Annotated in this window: 17 protein-coding genes and 1 tRNA gene; 5 read left to right on the forward strand and 13 right to left on the reverse strand. The window is 70.6% G+C overall.

What is annotated here, in order from left to right; translation table 11 throughout:
- Positions 1-94 precede the first annotated feature (94 nt).
- From QQM67_RS28465 to QQM67_RS28475, 3 genes are all read left to right on the forward strand, one after another.
- Entirely contained in the window at positions 95-928 is an 834-nt protein-coding gene (locus QQM67_RS28465) for a helix-turn-helix transcriptional regulator (RefSeq protein ID WP_314177917.1), read from the forward strand.
- A gap of 81 nt (positions 929-1,009) precedes the next feature.
- Complete coding sequence (locus tag QQM67_RS28470; protein WP_314177918.1) at positions 1,010-1,213, forward strand: hypothetical protein; 204 nt, start codon at positions 1,010-1,012, stop codon at positions 1,211-1,213.
- Positions 1,214-1,227: 14 nt separating this feature from the next.
- A complete protein-coding gene (locus tag QQM67_RS28475) occupies positions 1,228-1,659 on the forward strand; it encodes a hypothetical protein (protein WP_314177920.1) in 432 nt (143 codons plus the stop codon).
- Here the strand turns inward: QQM67_RS28475 and QQM67_RS28480 are convergent.
- The 3 genes from QQM67_RS28480 to QQM67_RS28490 all read right to left on the reverse strand — a co-directional run bounded on the left by QQM67_RS28480 (position 1,652) and on the right by QQM67_RS28490 (position 3,980).
- Complete coding sequence (locus tag QQM67_RS28480) at positions 1,652-2,314, reverse strand: class I SAM-dependent DNA methyltransferase (RefSeq protein ID WP_314177922.1); 663 nt, start codon at positions 2,312-2,314, stop codon at positions 1,652-1,654. The genes QQM67_RS28475 and QQM67_RS28480 overlap by 8 nt on opposite strands.
- A 223-nt stretch (positions 2,315-2,537) precedes the next feature.
- Positions 2,538-3,182: a dihydrofolate reductase family protein gene (locus QQM67_RS28485; RefSeq protein WP_314178115.1), complete on the reverse strand. Its 645-nt coding sequence runs from the start codon at positions 3,180-3,182 to the stop codon at positions 2,538-2,540.
- Positions 3,183-3,392: 210 nt separating this feature from the next.
- Positions 3,393-3,980, reverse strand: coding sequence for a TetR/AcrR family transcriptional regulator (locus QQM67_RS28490; RefSeq protein ID WP_314177924.1), 588 nt, complete (start codon positions 3,978-3,980; stop codon positions 3,393-3,395).
- Positions 3,981-4,022: 42 nt separating this feature from the next.
- On the opposite strand from QQM67_RS28490, the gene QQM67_RS28495 reads away from it, so the two are divergent.
- Positions 4,023-4,913, forward strand: a complete 891-nt coding sequence (locus tag QQM67_RS28495; RefSeq protein WP_314177926.1) for a saccharopine dehydrogenase family protein — start codon at positions 4,023-4,025, stop codon at positions 4,911-4,913.
- 90 nt (positions 4,914-5,003) lie between these two features.
- Here QQM67_RS28495 and QQM67_RS28500 read toward each other — a convergent pair whose 3' ends face one another.
- The 6 genes from QQM67_RS28500 to QQM67_RS28525 all read right to left on the reverse strand — a co-directional run bounded on the left by QQM67_RS28500 (position 5,004) and on the right by QQM67_RS28525 (position 8,846).
- Positions 5,004-6,263 (reverse strand): MFS transporter, encoded by a 1,260-nt coding sequence (locus QQM67_RS28500; RefSeq protein ID WP_314177929.1) that lies wholly within the window; start codon positions 6,261-6,263, stop codon positions 5,004-5,006.
- A gap of 171 nt (positions 6,264-6,434) precedes the next feature.
- Positions 6,435-6,674: a hypothetical protein gene (locus tag QQM67_RS28505; protein WP_314177931.1), complete on the reverse strand. Its 240-nt coding sequence runs from the start codon at positions 6,672-6,674 to the stop codon at positions 6,435-6,437.
- Positions 6,675-7,006: 332 nt separating this feature from the next.
- Positions 7,007-7,091: transfer RNA gene (locus QQM67_RS28510), tRNA-Ser, on the reverse strand.
- Between the two features lie 100 nt (positions 7,092-7,191).
- Positions 7,192-7,689 (reverse strand): tRNA adenosine(34) deaminase TadA, encoded by a 498-nt coding sequence (gene tadA / locus QQM67_RS28515; RefSeq protein WP_314177933.1) that lies wholly within the window; start codon positions 7,687-7,689, stop codon positions 7,192-7,194.
- A 59-nt stretch (positions 7,690-7,748) separates the two neighbouring features.
- Positions 7,749-8,294: a tRNA adenosine deaminase-associated protein gene (locus tag QQM67_RS28520; RefSeq protein WP_314177934.1), complete on the reverse strand. Its 546-nt coding sequence runs from the start codon at positions 8,292-8,294 to the stop codon at positions 7,749-7,751.
- A 258-nt stretch (positions 8,295-8,552) separates the two neighbouring features.
- Entirely contained in the window at positions 8,553-8,846 is a 294-nt protein-coding gene (locus tag QQM67_RS28525; RefSeq protein WP_314177936.1) for a hypothetical protein, read from the reverse strand.
- Between the two features lie 92 nt (positions 8,847-8,938).
- Here QQM67_RS28525 and upp point away from each other — a divergent pair, with 92 nt between their 5' ends.
- Positions 8,939-9,574, forward strand: coding sequence for a uracil phosphoribosyltransferase (gene upp / locus QQM67_RS28530; protein ID WP_314177937.1), 636 nt, complete (start codon positions 8,939-8,941; stop codon positions 9,572-9,574).
- Between the two features lie 52 nt (positions 9,575-9,626).
- Here the strand turns inward: upp and QQM67_RS28535 are convergent, their stop codons facing one another.
- The 4 genes from QQM67_RS28535 to QQM67_RS28550 form a co-directional block, all read right to left on the reverse strand.
- A complete protein-coding gene (locus QQM67_RS28535) occupies positions 9,627-10,295 on the reverse strand; it encodes a LytR C-terminal domain-containing protein (RefSeq protein ID WP_314177938.1) in 669 nt (222 codons plus the stop codon).
- Positions 10,296-10,390: 95 nt separating this feature from the next.
- Entirely contained in the window at positions 10,391-10,687 is a 297-nt protein-coding gene (locus QQM67_RS28540) for a type II toxin-antitoxin system VapB family antitoxin (protein ID WP_028438603.1), read from the reverse strand.
- 292 nt (positions 10,688-10,979) lie between these two features.
- Complete coding sequence (locus QQM67_RS28545; RefSeq protein ID WP_314177940.1) at positions 10,980-12,578, reverse strand: M28 family peptidase; 1,599 nt, start codon at positions 12,576-12,578, stop codon at positions 10,980-10,982.
- 204 nt (positions 12,579-12,782) lie between these two features.
- Positions 12,783-13,925, reverse strand: coding sequence for a tetratricopeptide repeat protein (locus tag QQM67_RS28550; protein ID WP_314177942.1), 1,143 nt, complete (start codon positions 13,923-13,925; stop codon positions 12,783-12,785).
- Positions 13,926-13,965 lie beyond the last annotated feature (40 nt).

A 13,965-nucleotide genomic window follows, 5' to 3' on the forward strand; every position in this document is an offset into this window, starting at 1 on the left:
CGGTGTTGCGGAGCCGAGCGGTCAGCCAGGCGTCCCCTCTTCCTGGGACTGCCAGTACCAGGAAGATCCGTGCCGGGCGGTGCACAGTTGAACCATGGCGACCACGGAGTTCGGGCATACGGTGCGGCGCTGGCGCGACCGCGTCTCCCCGGAGGCCGCGGGGCTGCCTGTCGGCGGCCGGCGGCGCGCGGCCGGACTGCGCCGCGAGGAGCTCGCGCTCTTGGCCGGGATCTCGGTCGACTACGTCACCCGGCTCGAACAGGGCCGGGCGAACCACCCGTCGGAGCAGGTCGTCGAGGCGCTGGGACGCGCGCTGCGCCTGTCGGGGGCCGAGCGCGAGCATCTGTTCCATGTCGCGGGGCTCGTACCGCCGGGGCGGGGCACGGTGCCCGCCTACATCACGCCGAGCGTGCACCGGATGCTGGACAGGCTGACCGGGACGCCGGTGGCGGTCTCCGACGCCACGTGGACGCTGCTGCTCGCCAACCCGCTGTACACGGCGCTGATGGGCGAGATGCACGGCAAGGAGCGGAACGCGGTCTGGCGCAACTTCCTCGGTAGGGGCACCGGCCGCATCCGCTACACGCCGCAGTCCCGGCGAGCCCTCGAAGCCATGCAGGTCGCCGAGTTGCGTACGACCGCGAGCAAGTACCCCGCGGACGAGCGCCTCAGGCGGCTGATCGCCGAACTCCGCGCGAACAGCGAGCGGTTCGCCGAGCTGTGGGACTCCGCGGCCATGACCCGGTACGAGGTGTCGCACAAGACCGTCGACCATCCGCACGTGGGCACGTTGACGCTGGACTGCGACGTGCTCAACGTCGCGGGCAGCGGCCTGCGCATCGTCGTCTACACGGCTGAGCCCGGCACGCGGGACGCCGAACGGCTCGCGCTCCTCGCCGTCCTCGGCACCCAGACGCTCACCGGATAGGGGGCCGTCCGGGCTGCCGCCCGTCCACCCGTGTACGTGGGCCGGGATGCGAACGCGACGGCACGGCCGCACGCTGGTCGCATGTCTGCGCCGATCGTCGTGCACCCGCCGTCCCCGTCCGGCGGGCGCCGCGTCACCGCGAACGGACGCATCCTCGGCCTCGCCCGCGGTCTGGCGGACCTCGCCGAATTCCTGCGTCAGGTCGGCCTCGACCCCGAAGAGGTGCGGTTCGACGACCCGGAGTTCATCGAGTGGCGCCGGGTTGGGCCCGACGTATGGCACTAGCTAGTCTCGAACCTGTGTCCGAATTCTCGCTGCCCGACGACCTTCCCCGCCTCTACACGATCAGGACGCTGCTGCTCTCCCTGCTCACCGCGGTGAACAACGCCATCGAGGAGGCCGAGGACCCGCGCCCGCGGGGCGCGAAGACCGCGCGCCGCTGGTGCGTCGAATGGCGCCGCACACCTGCCGGGCAGACCACCCGCATCGGCGTGCTCCACGTCGCGGAGTGCATGCTGGCCACCGGCGAGCCGATGGACGCCCGCACGGTCCAGGCCGAACGGCGCCGCGCGGGTCACCGCATCGAACCCTGCGAGACGTGCACGCCCCGGCTCCCGTTATCCCGGACGGTCACGGGCCCACAAGCCTTGTGTCAGGCGGGAGTTGACGGCGGCCCGGGCGATCTCGTTCGATCCCCGGGCTGTTCGATCGGAGCCGTCGCCGTCACGTGAGCGAGGTCTGCGCCTTGCAGGCGAGGAGCTGGACCTCTTGGAACTGCCGCCGGTCGGTGGGCTTCGGCTCGATCACCGTGCGGGCGGCCTCGGCCAATCCGTGGTCGCGCAGGAGCGTGGCGAGACGGTGCGGAGACCAGCGGTAGGCCGTTGCCACCGCATGGTCGTAGGCCTGCGTCTCGTGGTGGGGGCCGTCGGTGGCGGGGAAGTCGATCAACAGGTGCCCGCCGGGGGCCAGGACCCGGGCGATCTCGGCCAAGACAGCGGGCAGGTCCTGCGGCGGGGTGTGGATGACGGACCACCGCGAGAGCACCCCGCCCAGCGCACCGTCCTCGATGTCCAGCGCGGCCATCGAGCCGACCTCGAACCGAAGTCCGGGGTTCGCCTCGCGAGCGAGCTCGACCATCACGGGGGAGGCGTCGACACCGAAGGCGTTCAGGCCCAACCCGTCGAGGTGAGCTGTGACGTATCCCGGTCCGCAGCCGAGGTCGGCGACCTCGCCGTCGCCGTTCGCCCGTACCAGCTCCGCGAAGGCGCTCAGGAGGGCGCGCTCCAGGGGACGTTCGCGCAGGGAGTCGTGGAACAGCTGCGCGTAGGTGGGTGCGATGGCGTCGTAGGACTCACGGGTGGCGCGCAAGGTCGGGAGTTCGGTCACCCGGAGACGGTAGCGGGTGGAGGATGCTGCCGAGTCGGTGCTGACACGACGGCGACAGGGTGCTGCCGCCCGAGACCTACCGGCAGACCTTGGTCGTACGCGTCCACGGTCGTACGCGTCCACGCGCTCATCCACCGGTACTTGGCCGGCCATGGCCGGGCCCACAGCGCCGAGTTCCCCAAGGAGGCTGCTGGACAGGCCGGTTGGGGGAGAGGACACGGACTCAGACGTCGTCCTTCTTGTTCCAGAGTTGATGGGTAAGGCCGTCAGGGGCGGTGACCGACTCGACGGTGAAGCGGTCCTGGACGCCGCTCGACCCCTCCCAGAAGGAAACGCCGCGGCCAAGGGTGATCGGCACGATCACAAGGTGCATGAAGTCGACCAGGTCGGCTTGGAGGAACTGACGCACGGTGGAGGGTCCCCCGCCGAGACGGACGTCGAGACCGTCCGCAGCCTCCTGGGCTTGGCGGAGTACCTCGTGTGGAGACCCGTTCACGAAGCGGAAGCTCGTCCCGTTGGCAAAGTCGATCGTCGGATGTGGATGATGGCTCATGACGAACACCGGTGTCCGGAATGGCGGCTCGTCGCCCCACCAGCCCCGCCAGCCGTCGTCGGGCCAATCGCCGACGTGCGGGCCGAACTTGCGGCGTCCCATGATCTCGGCGCCGATGCCCTGGCCCCACATGCTGGTCAACGCACGGTCCAGAGTGATGGGAGCATCCACCTTGTCGACCCCGTGGATGGCCCGGCCGTCGAACCACGTGAAGAGCCGCTCGGCACCGCCGATCGGGGCGTCGAACGTCACATGCTCGCCGGCGGCATAACCGTCGAGGGAGATGTTCATGTTGTGGATCCGAGTGCGGGGCATGACGATTCCTTCCAGGATCGGGTGGATCCGATAGCGCATAGACCGACCGGCGGGGATGGCCGGACTCATCGCCGAGGGCCGGAATCGCGTCCGATGACCGAACCGTCAAGGGGCGCAGCAGCATCGCGGAGCAGCTCGACGGACCTGTCTGGGAGCAGTTGTTAACGGCACGCGTGCGGGCCCGATGGCAAGTAGCAGTTGGTGGAGTTCTCACTCGGGGCGACCGGTGTCGATGTCTGCGGTGAGCGTGTCTCGGAGCGATGCGGCGACTGTGTGGAGGCAGGTCGCGAAGTCCTTCTGACCGCGGGCGTCAGTCCAACGATCGAAGGCGTTCTGGGATGCGATGGTGGCGATCTGCGCCACCAACTTCGCGCTGTTGACGTCGACGCCTCGCTGCAGGAGTGCGTCCTGGATCGCGCTGGTGACCGCGGCGAGCTTGGTGCGCTCCCGCTCCTGGAGTTCCGGGCTGGAGGCGATCACGGCGCGGCGTTCGGCGGTGCGGTCGATGTGCTCGACGAGGGCAGTGCCGACCTGGGCGAGCGCCTCAAGGGTCGCCGATAGTGGGGAGCCGGTCTGGCGGGCGTCGAGGACTGCCTCGCGGATTGCGGCGGGCAGCCGTTCCGAGCCGGCGAACAGGACTTCGCGCTTGTCGGGGAAGTAACGGAAGTACGAGCGGCGGGTGATCCCGGCCCGCTCGGCGATCTGCGTCACGGTCACGTTGTCGTATCCGTGCTCCGTGTAGAGCTCAAGCGCTGCTTGTGTGAGGCGCTCCGCGGTTCCGGGATCCCATCTGGCCATAGTCGGACGATCGCGGCCGAGATCACCCGGCAGCGACCTGTTGTGGTCTTCAACGGCATCGGCAACTACGCCGAGACGGCCCCGACCCTCGCCCGGGCTTGCATGCCCGGCGGCCACTACCTCGACCTGGCCGCAGATCTGACAGCCGTCCCCCGCCTGCTCGACTTGCATCAGGAAGCCGAACAGGCGGGCAGCACACTGGTGACCGGCTCCGGATTCGGCGTGCTGGCCACCGAGGCCGTCGTGATCAAACTGTGTGAGGACCGCCCCACCCCCGCCGCCGTACGCGTCGACGCCCTGGCCTCCGTGTCCCTTGAGGCCGGAGTCGTCGGCGCTGCCTTCGCCGCCTCGATGATCGACGTGCTGACCACTGGCGGACGCCGCTACTCCGACGGACGCATGGTCACCTCACACCTCGGCGCCGATCTCCAGAACCTCACCCTCCCCGATGGGCAACAGGCGAAGTCCGCGAGCGCTCCCACCGCCGACCTCCTCGCGGCCCACCGGGCCAGCAAGGCTCCGTCCGTCACGGTGACCACCGCCATGGCCCCCACCTCGCCCGTTCTGCGGACCGTGGCCCCTCTGGCTGGAAAGCTGCTGTCCCTGGGGCCGCTACGACGCTTCGTCCTCGGCCAGATGGCCAAAGCCAAGATGAAAGACACTCCACGCCCGCGCCAGCACTCCTGGGGACACGCGGTCGTCACCTGGCCTGACGGCACCCGCCGCGAGGGCTGGCTGCGCGCCGGCGACGGCATTGCATACACCGCCTCGGTGGCAGCCGCAGTGGCCGCCAGGCTTGCCCGCGGCGAGGGCCAGCCGGGCGCCTACACACCCGGCGCCCTGTTCGGTGCCGGCCTCGCCGAGCAGGCAGGCGGACAGTTTCTCCTGTCCCACGAGACCCGTCTCGCTCAGGGCGGGACGGGTCTCGACTGACAAGGTGCCCGTGTCTCACGCCAACGCGCGGTTGACCGTCCAGGGAAATCCCCGCCCCGGCACTGTGAGACGTAGCCCCCACTAGGCGGGTCAGGGAGGAGTTTGCATCGCCGCGGACGGCGACTCGGCGGCAAGCGGCGCCGGATGAGCTCTGCTCCGCTGGGGCTGCAGCACCCTCGCGAAGACGACCACGAGCACCCCCGCCAGGGGCACAACCAACAGGCCCGTGCGCAAGCTGGTCATGTCGGCGACGAATCCGACGACCGGTGGCGAGAGCAGAAAGCCCAGGCGCATGAGCCAGGAGACGATCGTCAGTCCTGAACCGGGTTTGAGGCCGGGCAGCGCGTCGGCTTCGTGCATCGCGGCGGGCACCAGGGTCGCCACCCCGAATCCGGCTGCGGCGAATCCGAGGATCGTTCCGGGCACCGTCGGTACGGCCAGTGCAAGGCCCATGCCGACCGCGGTGACGAGGCCGCCGGTGCGGGCCACCGTGCGCTGCCCAAAGCGGTCGACGAGCCGGTCACCGATGATGCGGCCGATGAACTGGGTTCCCACCAGGGCCACGTAGCCGCAAGCCGCGAGCGCCGCTGAGGCGTGCAGCGCGTCGGACAGGTAGAGGGCGGCCCAAGAGTTACCGGCGTCCTCAACCAGCGTGCCGGCTGTGCCGATCACGACAAGGCCGGCCAGCACGTACCCGGTGCGCAGGGAGCCACCCGTGCCCTTAGGGGGCTGCTGAGGCAGGGCGTCGGCGTCCTGTGGCTCGCCGTCGGGGCCGGGCAGACAGAACCGCCAGGCGACCACGGCGGCGGCAGCGAACAGGAGCGCCGAGATCGTCAGATGCTGCCCGCGCGACAGGTTCATGGCGATGGCACCGGCTGCCATCAGCCCTCCGGTCACGGCACCGATGGACCAGATCGCGTGGAACGAATTGAGGATGGACCGCCCATAGCGGCGCTGCACCCGCAGGCCGTGCGCGTTCTGCGCGACATCGGTGAGCGCGTCCGTCGCCCCGGCCAGCAACAGTACGGCCGCGAACAGCACTACCGACTCGGCCAGGCCGGCCGCGAGGATACCCACGCTTGTCAGCAGAGTGCCCGCGACCGCCACCCGGGCCGAGCCGAGCCGGCGAATGAGCACCCCGGCCGCAAGACCGGCCGCGATGGCCCCGGTCGGGAACGCCGCGACCGCCAGACCGTAGGTGCCGTTGCTGATCCCGAAGTCTGCCTTGATCTGCGGAAACCGCGGCAAGAGATTGGCGAACAGGGCCCCGTTGGTGAAGAACAGCACGGCCACCGCGAGTCGCGCATGCCGCTCGGCGCGCGCAGGCCGCATCGCTGAGTCGACAGGCATGGGGCGACTGTAAATGCGACAGAGTACGAACGGATAGGCGGAACGTTCACCAGTCGTTGTCGACGGCGGTGACATCGCCGGCGTGGCGGAGCAGCTGAGAGGTCCAAGTGCCGGGCCCGCAGGGCAGTTTCAGGACGCTGCCCACCGGCCGGTACGCGTCGAGCGCTTCAGTCAGCTCGGCACCGCCGCGAAGATCGAGGAGCTGGTCAAGGTGGTCCGGGGCAAGGGCACGTAGTAGGCACGCTGTTCGGACAGCAGCTGCACCGCGCCCTTGTAGGAGCGCTCCGCTTCCCGGTAGCGGCGTGTGGCCGAAAGTATCTTCGCCGTATGCGAGTTGACCGTCGACATCGGTGACGCCCACAGCGCCGACCAGCCCGGCACTCCGCCGCACTCTCCCGCTGCCGAAGCCAACTCCCGTGCCCATACGACTCTTTCAGCGCACGATCAGTGCTTTTCCTCCGCCAGAGCCCGCGCCTGGCAGATCACGAACAGCGCCCGTGTACCGCCGTCCACACGCTGCTCCCCCCCCCGGCTCATCATCTGTTCGGCTAACGCCAGGGCGTGGTCCGTGGTCTTGATGTTGATCGCATGGTGGACAGGGCCTCGGAGCGAGCTTTATCGACTCCATGTCGGCCGGCCTCCGGCTGGAGTTGGTGAGCCAGTCGGCGTCCAACTGAAACCGAAACTGAGACGGAACGCATCGAAGGGCCGGACCCCCGTGGGGATCCGGCCCTTCCGATCTGCGGTAGCGGTGGGATTTGAACCCACGGAGGGTTGCCCCTCACTCGCTTTCGAGGCGAGCTCCTTCGGCCGCTCGGACACGCTACCGAGAGGCACTCTAGCCCAACGGGTGCCGTGGGCCGAAATCCGTTCCGGGGCACGGCAACGGGCGGTCCGCGGCGTGATCGTCGGGGGTTCGCCGGGCTGGTCAAGAAGCGCCGGGGGAGCGGCGGAAGAAGTCGGTGAGCAGGGCCCCGCACTCGTCGGCCAGTACGCCGTGGATCACCTCGGGGCGGTGGTTGAGGCGCCGGTCCCGTACGACGTCCCACAGCGAGCCCGCGGCGCCGGCTTTCGGGTCGACGGCGCCGTAGACGACGCGCTCGACGCGGGAGAGGACGGCCGCGCCGGCGCACATCGTGCACGGCTCCAGCGTGACCAGCAGGGTGCAGCCCTCCAGCCGCCACTCGCCGCGAAGGGTCGCCGCCGCCGCGCGGATCGCGATGATCTCGGCGTGGGCGGTCGGATCCCCCCACGCCTCACGTGCGTTGTGCCCGCTCCCGATCACCTCGCCGCCGGGCCCGAGAACGAGCGCCCCCACCGGTACGTCGCCGCTCTCCCGTGCCCGTACGGCCTCGTCGAGGGCGCGGCGCATCGGCTCCCGCCAGCGGTCGCGGACGGGGTCGGGCACGGGAGCGGCGTCGGTCATGCAGCCAGTCTCCTACCGCTCACGGACCGCCACACCGCCGGCGGCCGTGAGCTCCGCGGCTACCGCACGGCCTCCAGGACGTCCGTGCAGCCCAGCGCGTCCGCGATCTCGCTCAGCGCGTCCTCGGGAGCGAGCGAGAGCAGGGCCTTGTCCTCCATTCCGAGATCGGCGAGGAGGCTTGCGTCGCCCAGCGGACCGATGGGCGTGCCCTCCGGTGACTCGGTGCTCACCTCGTCGCCGTCGGCGGTGTCCTTGGACTCCGGCTCGCCGTCCTCCGTCCCGTCCAGGTCCACGAGCTGGTCCAGCGCGTCGGGGTTCTCCGGCTCGCGGCCGAGGAGCTCGTCGGACAGCAGGATCTCGCCGTACGAGCTGCGCATGGCAGCGGCGGCGTCCGAGACGAATACGCGCGGGTCGTCCTCCCCCTCGACCCTTACGACCCCGAACCACTCGCCCTCCTGCTCGATGCAGGCCAGCACAGGTTCGTCGTCGGTCGCGGACTCCCGGGCCAGGTCGGCCAGGTCGGCCAGGGTCTCCACATCGTCGAGCTCCGTGTCGCTCGCTTCCCACCCGTCTTCGGTGCGCGCGAGCAGTGCGGCGAAATACACCGTGACTCTCCCACTGGTTTCTGAGGTGCCCGATGGCTGCTGACGAGGACTTCGCCCCGCCCCAATCGGAATCGTGGCAGAAACCGCGGCCGTGCGAAGGGTCTTCGACAGTGCGTCGGGCGGGTGTTTGCGCAGATCTCTTGTGCGGACTGTGTGATGAGAACGCAGGGTGACCGTTTCTTGACCAGGTGTTGTGATTTGACGGCGTCTGTCCGTCGAATGTCCGTCGGGGGACGTCACCGTGAGGATGTCATCACTTCACCAACGGAACGTCCGCATCCGCATCGCCTGGCGCATTCGCGCGGTCCGGCTGCGGCGCGGCTGCACGCGGTCGCGCAGTTCGCGGGCTTCGTTCCGCTCCCGCAGGAAGTTGGCCCTGCGGCGGAGCCGGTCCGCGTCGGTCTCCGCATCGCGGGGACGGCCCGCGGTGCCGCCGCCGGCGCGCGACTTGGCGGCGTTCCGTGCCGAACTCACCTCCCGTGCGCGGGCATGGCCGGGGTCTCCGGCCGCTCGGGCGTTCCTTGCCTTCCTCGGATTCTGCGAGTCGGACATCTGTACACCTCCGGCATACCTGACCACTTTCCCGCGTCGGGCAGGGGTACGCCAGTACGAGCCGTACTCATGCCTCCGCTAGGGTCGGGCCCATGCGGATCCACGCCGTCGACCACCCGCTGGTGGCGCACAAGCTGTCCACGCTGCGCGACGAGCGCACCGACTCGCCGACGTTCCGGCGCCTCGCGGACGAGTTGGTGACGCTGCTCGCGTACGAGGCGACGAGGGATGTGCGTACCGAGACGGTCGACATCCGTACACCCGTCACCGCGACGACCGGTGTGCGCCTGTCGCACCCGCGCCCTCTCGTCGTGCCGATCCTGCGGGCCGGGCTGGGCATGCTCGACGGCATGGTGCGGCTGCTGCCGACCGCCGAGGTCGGCTTCCTCGGCATGATCCGCGACGAGGAGACGCTCCAGGCGTCCACCTACGCGAACCGGATGCCGGACGATCTCTCCGGACGTCAGGTGTACGTGCTCGATCCCATGCTGGCCACGGGCGGGACGCTCGTCACCGCGATCAGCGAGCTGATCCGGCGCGGCGCCGACGACGTGACCGCGATCTGTCTGCTGACTGCTCCCGAGGGCGTACGTCTGATGGAGCGTGAGCTGTCGGGGACTCCGGTGACCGTCGTGACGGCCTCGATCGACGAGCGGCTGAACGAGAACGGCTACATCGTTCCGGGGCTCGGCGACGCGGGCGACCGCATGTACGGGACGGTCGGCTGACGCGTCCGGCAGCGCCGGTGCTCCGTACGTACCGGCGCCGGCCGCCTCGTCGTCAGTCCTTGCAGCGGCTGCCGCCGCCGTGGGAGGGCTTCGGGTCCGCGAGCGCCGCCAGCGCCGCGTCGGCTTCCTTCTTCCCGGTGAGCTTGTCGTAGGCCTTGCCGATGACGAAGTCCACGTCCTTGCCCTTGCGGTCGTCGAACCGCCTGTCGACGTCCTTGAACTGAGTGCCCAGCACCTTCAGACGGGCGTCGCCCTCCTTGCCGGGCGCGCCCAGCAGCACGCCGGTGTTCTTGACCTTCTTGTCGAACTCGGCAGGGGCGTTGGCCACCTTGCCGATCTTGAACCCGCGCTTCTCCAGGTCGTCGGCGATGGACTTGGCGAGGCCGCTGCGGTCGGTGGCGTTGAGGACGTTGACCTTGATCGAGTCGGGGTCGGGGACCGCGGAGTCCTTGCCGCTCTTCGTCGTGGCCTTCGCGTCGGTGGCGCAGTCGGCGCCGCCTTCCTTTCCCTTCGCGCTCTTCCCGGCGGCGTTCGCGGAGGTGCCGCCCGAGAAGATGTCGATGAGTTGAAGCGTTCCCCAGCCGCCGAGCGACAGAGCGCAGACGGCGGCGAGTGAGGCGAGCACGATCCTGCGACGGTTACGGGGGCGGCGCATGCGTGGGTAGCGATTTCCCGTGATGCGGTACTTTCCGCCCATGCCGGGGGGAGTCAGCATGCTCATGGGCGCAGAGTAGTGCGGGACAAAGGCGATGCCTACTAGATGATCAATGGTTGTGACGTGGCGGCCCTGAAAGGGCTAGCGGCGGGAGCGCGCGCTCAGTCAAGCTCCAACACGCGTGCGTGGAGCACCTGTCGCTGCTGGAGAGCCGCTCGCACGGCGCGGTGCAGCCCGTCCTCCAGATAGAGGTCGCCGCTCCACTTCACGACGTGGGCGAAGAGATCCCCGTAGAACGTCGAGTCCTCCGCCAGCAGGGTCTCGAGGTCGAGTTGCCCTTTCGTCGTGACGAGCTGGTCAAGGCGCACCGGGCGTGGGGCGACGTCCGCCCACTGGCGGGTGCTTTCCCGGCCGTGGTCGGGGTACGGCCGCCCGTTTCCGATTCGCTTGAAGATCACACGGAAAGCCTACCGGGCCAGCCGCTCCGGGCGCAGCTTCCCGTGGTTCTTACAGGTGCAGCCGACGCCCGCCGGCGGCGCACGGACGGCCCGTGGAAGGCGGTCCGGGCGAGTCCGCGGCGCGGGCCGGAAACGGGCGGCGGCGCCGGAGCGCGCGGACGCGCACGCGCCCGGTGCCCGCGCCGCGCGACGGGGCGCGGAGCATCGCGCGGACGGGCACCGGAGGACGGGCACCGGAGGGCGGGCGGCGCGGCGACGTACGGGCGGCGCGGCGCGGCACCCCGCACGCACGTCAGGGAAGGTCGCTGACGTCCTGTGAGTAGTGGCCGACCGCGTCGGCGATCACCTTCACGTTCAGGTCCAGGGCCTTGAGGTTGACGTTGTCGAGGTCGTCGCACTTCTGGTGGTAGCAGCCGTCGTACGCGGCGTCCGCCTCGCCGCCCCAGAGCTTCTGCTCCTCCGCGGTCTTGATGCCCTCGGCGCCGGTCTTCGAGCCGCCCGCGGGGATGTCCGCCTCGATGAACGGGCCGTAGTCGGAGCGGCCGTCGAAGTCCGCGCCCCGCGTCTGCTCGCCCCGCGACTCGATGAAGTCGACGATGCCGCGCTCCAGTTGGCCCGAGCCCTCCGGGCCCGGCCCGGAGCCCTCGCCGTCGGAGTCGTCGCCGTCGTGGACGAACAGGCCGTAGTTGGGCGAGGCGATCATGTCGAAGTTGAGGTAGAGCGAGATCTTGTCGCGCTCGGCGCCGGAGAGTCCGGAGACGTAGTGGTCGGCGCCCCTGAGGCCGACCTCCTCCGCCGTCCAGAGCGCGAAGCGCACCTTGTTGGCGGGGCCGGTGCCGGGGCCGGTGCGTCCGTCCGGCTGCCTGGTGCCGCCCGCGGCCGCGAACTGGAGCGCGGTTTCGAGGATTCCGGCCGAGCCGGAGGCGTTGTCGTTGATGCCGGGGCCCTCGGTCACCGAGTCGAGGTGTGCGCCGAACATCGCGACGTGGTCCTCGTCGCCGCCGGGGGTCTCGGCGATGACGTTGGGGGTGCTGCGCTTCTCCTGGAACTCCCTCAACTCCACGTCGGCGGTGACCTCGTGGGAGCCGGCCTCGGCCGCGAGCGCTTCGCCGTCCTTCTGGCTGACGCCGCCCGTGGGGATGCGTCCGTTCGACGGGTCCTCCAGGGTGCCGCTCAGTTCGCCTTCGGTGTTGTTGTAGACGATCGCCGCCACCGCGCCCGCGCCGGCCGCCGCCGCCTGCTTCTCCGCGAAGGTGCAGCCGCCGCGCTGGATCAGTGCGATCTTGCCGTCGAAGTCGCCGGACGCGTAGTCCTCCGCGGTGCAGCCCGACGTCTGGTCCTCGTCCTCGGGTACGGGTGCCACGGCGGCCTTCGTGCCGCCCTCCGGCGTGCTCTTCGTGTACGTCATCAGCTTGACCGGTATGTCGCGCTCGTCGGGCGACGTGACCGTCATCTTCTCCGCGAGAGTCTCGCGGTAGACGAAGTCGAAGTCCTGGTAGGTGACTTCGTAGCCGGCGGCCTTGAGCAGGGTGCCCGCGTACCGCGCGGAGAGCTCGTGGCCGCGCGAACCGGCCGCGCGATTCCCGTCGTTGTGCCGTGCGATGGCCTGAAGCGCCTTCATGTGGCGCATGGCGCCCTTTGCGCCCGTACGCCGGACGAGCTTCCTCGCCAGCTGGTCGCCCTTCTTCGCGGCCGATGCCTTGGCTGCCGCGGTCTGGTCTGGGGAGCCCGTGGCCGGGGAGGCCGCCGCGGCGGGCGGGGCGGCGGCCAGCAGGAGCGGTGTGGCGAGCGCCGTGGCGGCGAGCGCGGCGAGGGAGCGGTGTCCGAGGAGCCGGCCCGGCCCGGAGACGGGTCTCGCGGGGTGACCGGTTGCTCGCGGCGGTACGTGCACTGTCGGGTTCCTTCCGGTGCGTACGGCGGCAGAAGGCGCACCCCGGCCGGGGTGTCCGGCCTGAAGTGCGCCATGTCCGGGTTGCGGACGTGTCGTACGGAAAGCTAGCGGTCCGGGCGTCAACAGGGAACGGACGTACAGCAGTTGATGACCGTCGCGTCCGTGGAGGTGTTGCAGGGGGCGCCGCCTCGTCGCCGCCTCCGGTCAGGCGGCCACGGCCTCGTCGGCGCCGTCGGCCTTCTCGGTTCCGCCCTCGCCGTCCTCGCCGTCCTCCCCGGCCCCGCCCTGCTCGCCGGACTCCGCGCACCGCGCCTCCGGCCCCCGGGCGAGGCCGAGTTCCTCCCGTGCGCCCTCCGTGAGCCGCCCGGCGTGGCGCAGCCCGATGGCCTCCAGGGCGCGACGCAGCTCGTCGAGGTCGGCCGATGTGCGTGCGGGCTCCCGGCCGAGCCGCGCGTGCGTCTTGACCAGCCCGAGCCGGGCCAGCGCCTCGCCCCGCGGCTCGCCGATGGCACGGAACTCCGACCGCGCCCGCTCGTACCACCTGCGTGCCTCGGCGTAACGGCGGGCGCGGTAGAGGACGTTGCCCCTCATCTTGTGGTTGTAGGCGAGCGCACTGGTGAGGTCCATGGCGGTGCACAGCCCGGCCGCCTCGGAGAGCAGCGCGAGGGCGCGCTCGGTGTCCCCGTCGCGTACGGACACCAGATCCGCGACGCCGCGCAGCGCCCACGCACGCCCGCGCCGGTCGTCCGCCTCCTCGGCGATGGCCGCGGCCTCCTCGAACATCGCCAGGGCGGAGTCGTACGCGCCCGTGTTGCGCCGCATCTGCGCGATGCCCTCCAGCGCCCACACCATGTGGCGTGCCTCGCCGCGCTCGCGTGCCTCCGCGAGCAGCTGTTCGTGGAGCGCGTCGACGGCCTCGTAGTCGCCCTGGATGCGGCCGGTCTCCGCGAGGCCGGCGAGTGCGTAGCCGCGGGCGAGTACGTCGCCGCCGCGTTCGCCCAACTCGGCGGCGAGCGCGAGCAGTCTGCGGGCCAGCGGCATCGCGCCGCGCTGGCGGGCGAGGGTGCCCCCGCTCCACGCCGCCCACGCCATCGCCGCGTGGTCGCCGGTTCCGCGGGCGGTGCGGTAGCTCGCCTTCCACGCCCGGTCCGCCTCGCGGGTGTCGCCGAGGCGCCGGTGGGCCTCCGCGACGGCGAGGGAGCAGCGGGCAGCCTCGCGCGGGGTCCCGTTCCGCTCGGCGGCGCGCAACTGCTCGGTCGCGCGGGCGAGTACGTCGGCCAGTGAGGAGTTGACCGACAGCGAGCCGAGTGCGCCCTGGTACTCGGGCGCGAATGCCTTGCCGTACATGCCTTCCCTTCCGCGGTTCTGTGCGGGGCTTCCGGGCTTG

The sequence above is a fragment of the Streptomyces winkii genome, from assembly GCF_032248595.1.
Classification (GTDB): Bacteria; Actinomycetota; Actinomycetes; order Streptomycetales; family Streptomycetaceae; genus Streptomyces; species Streptomyces winkii.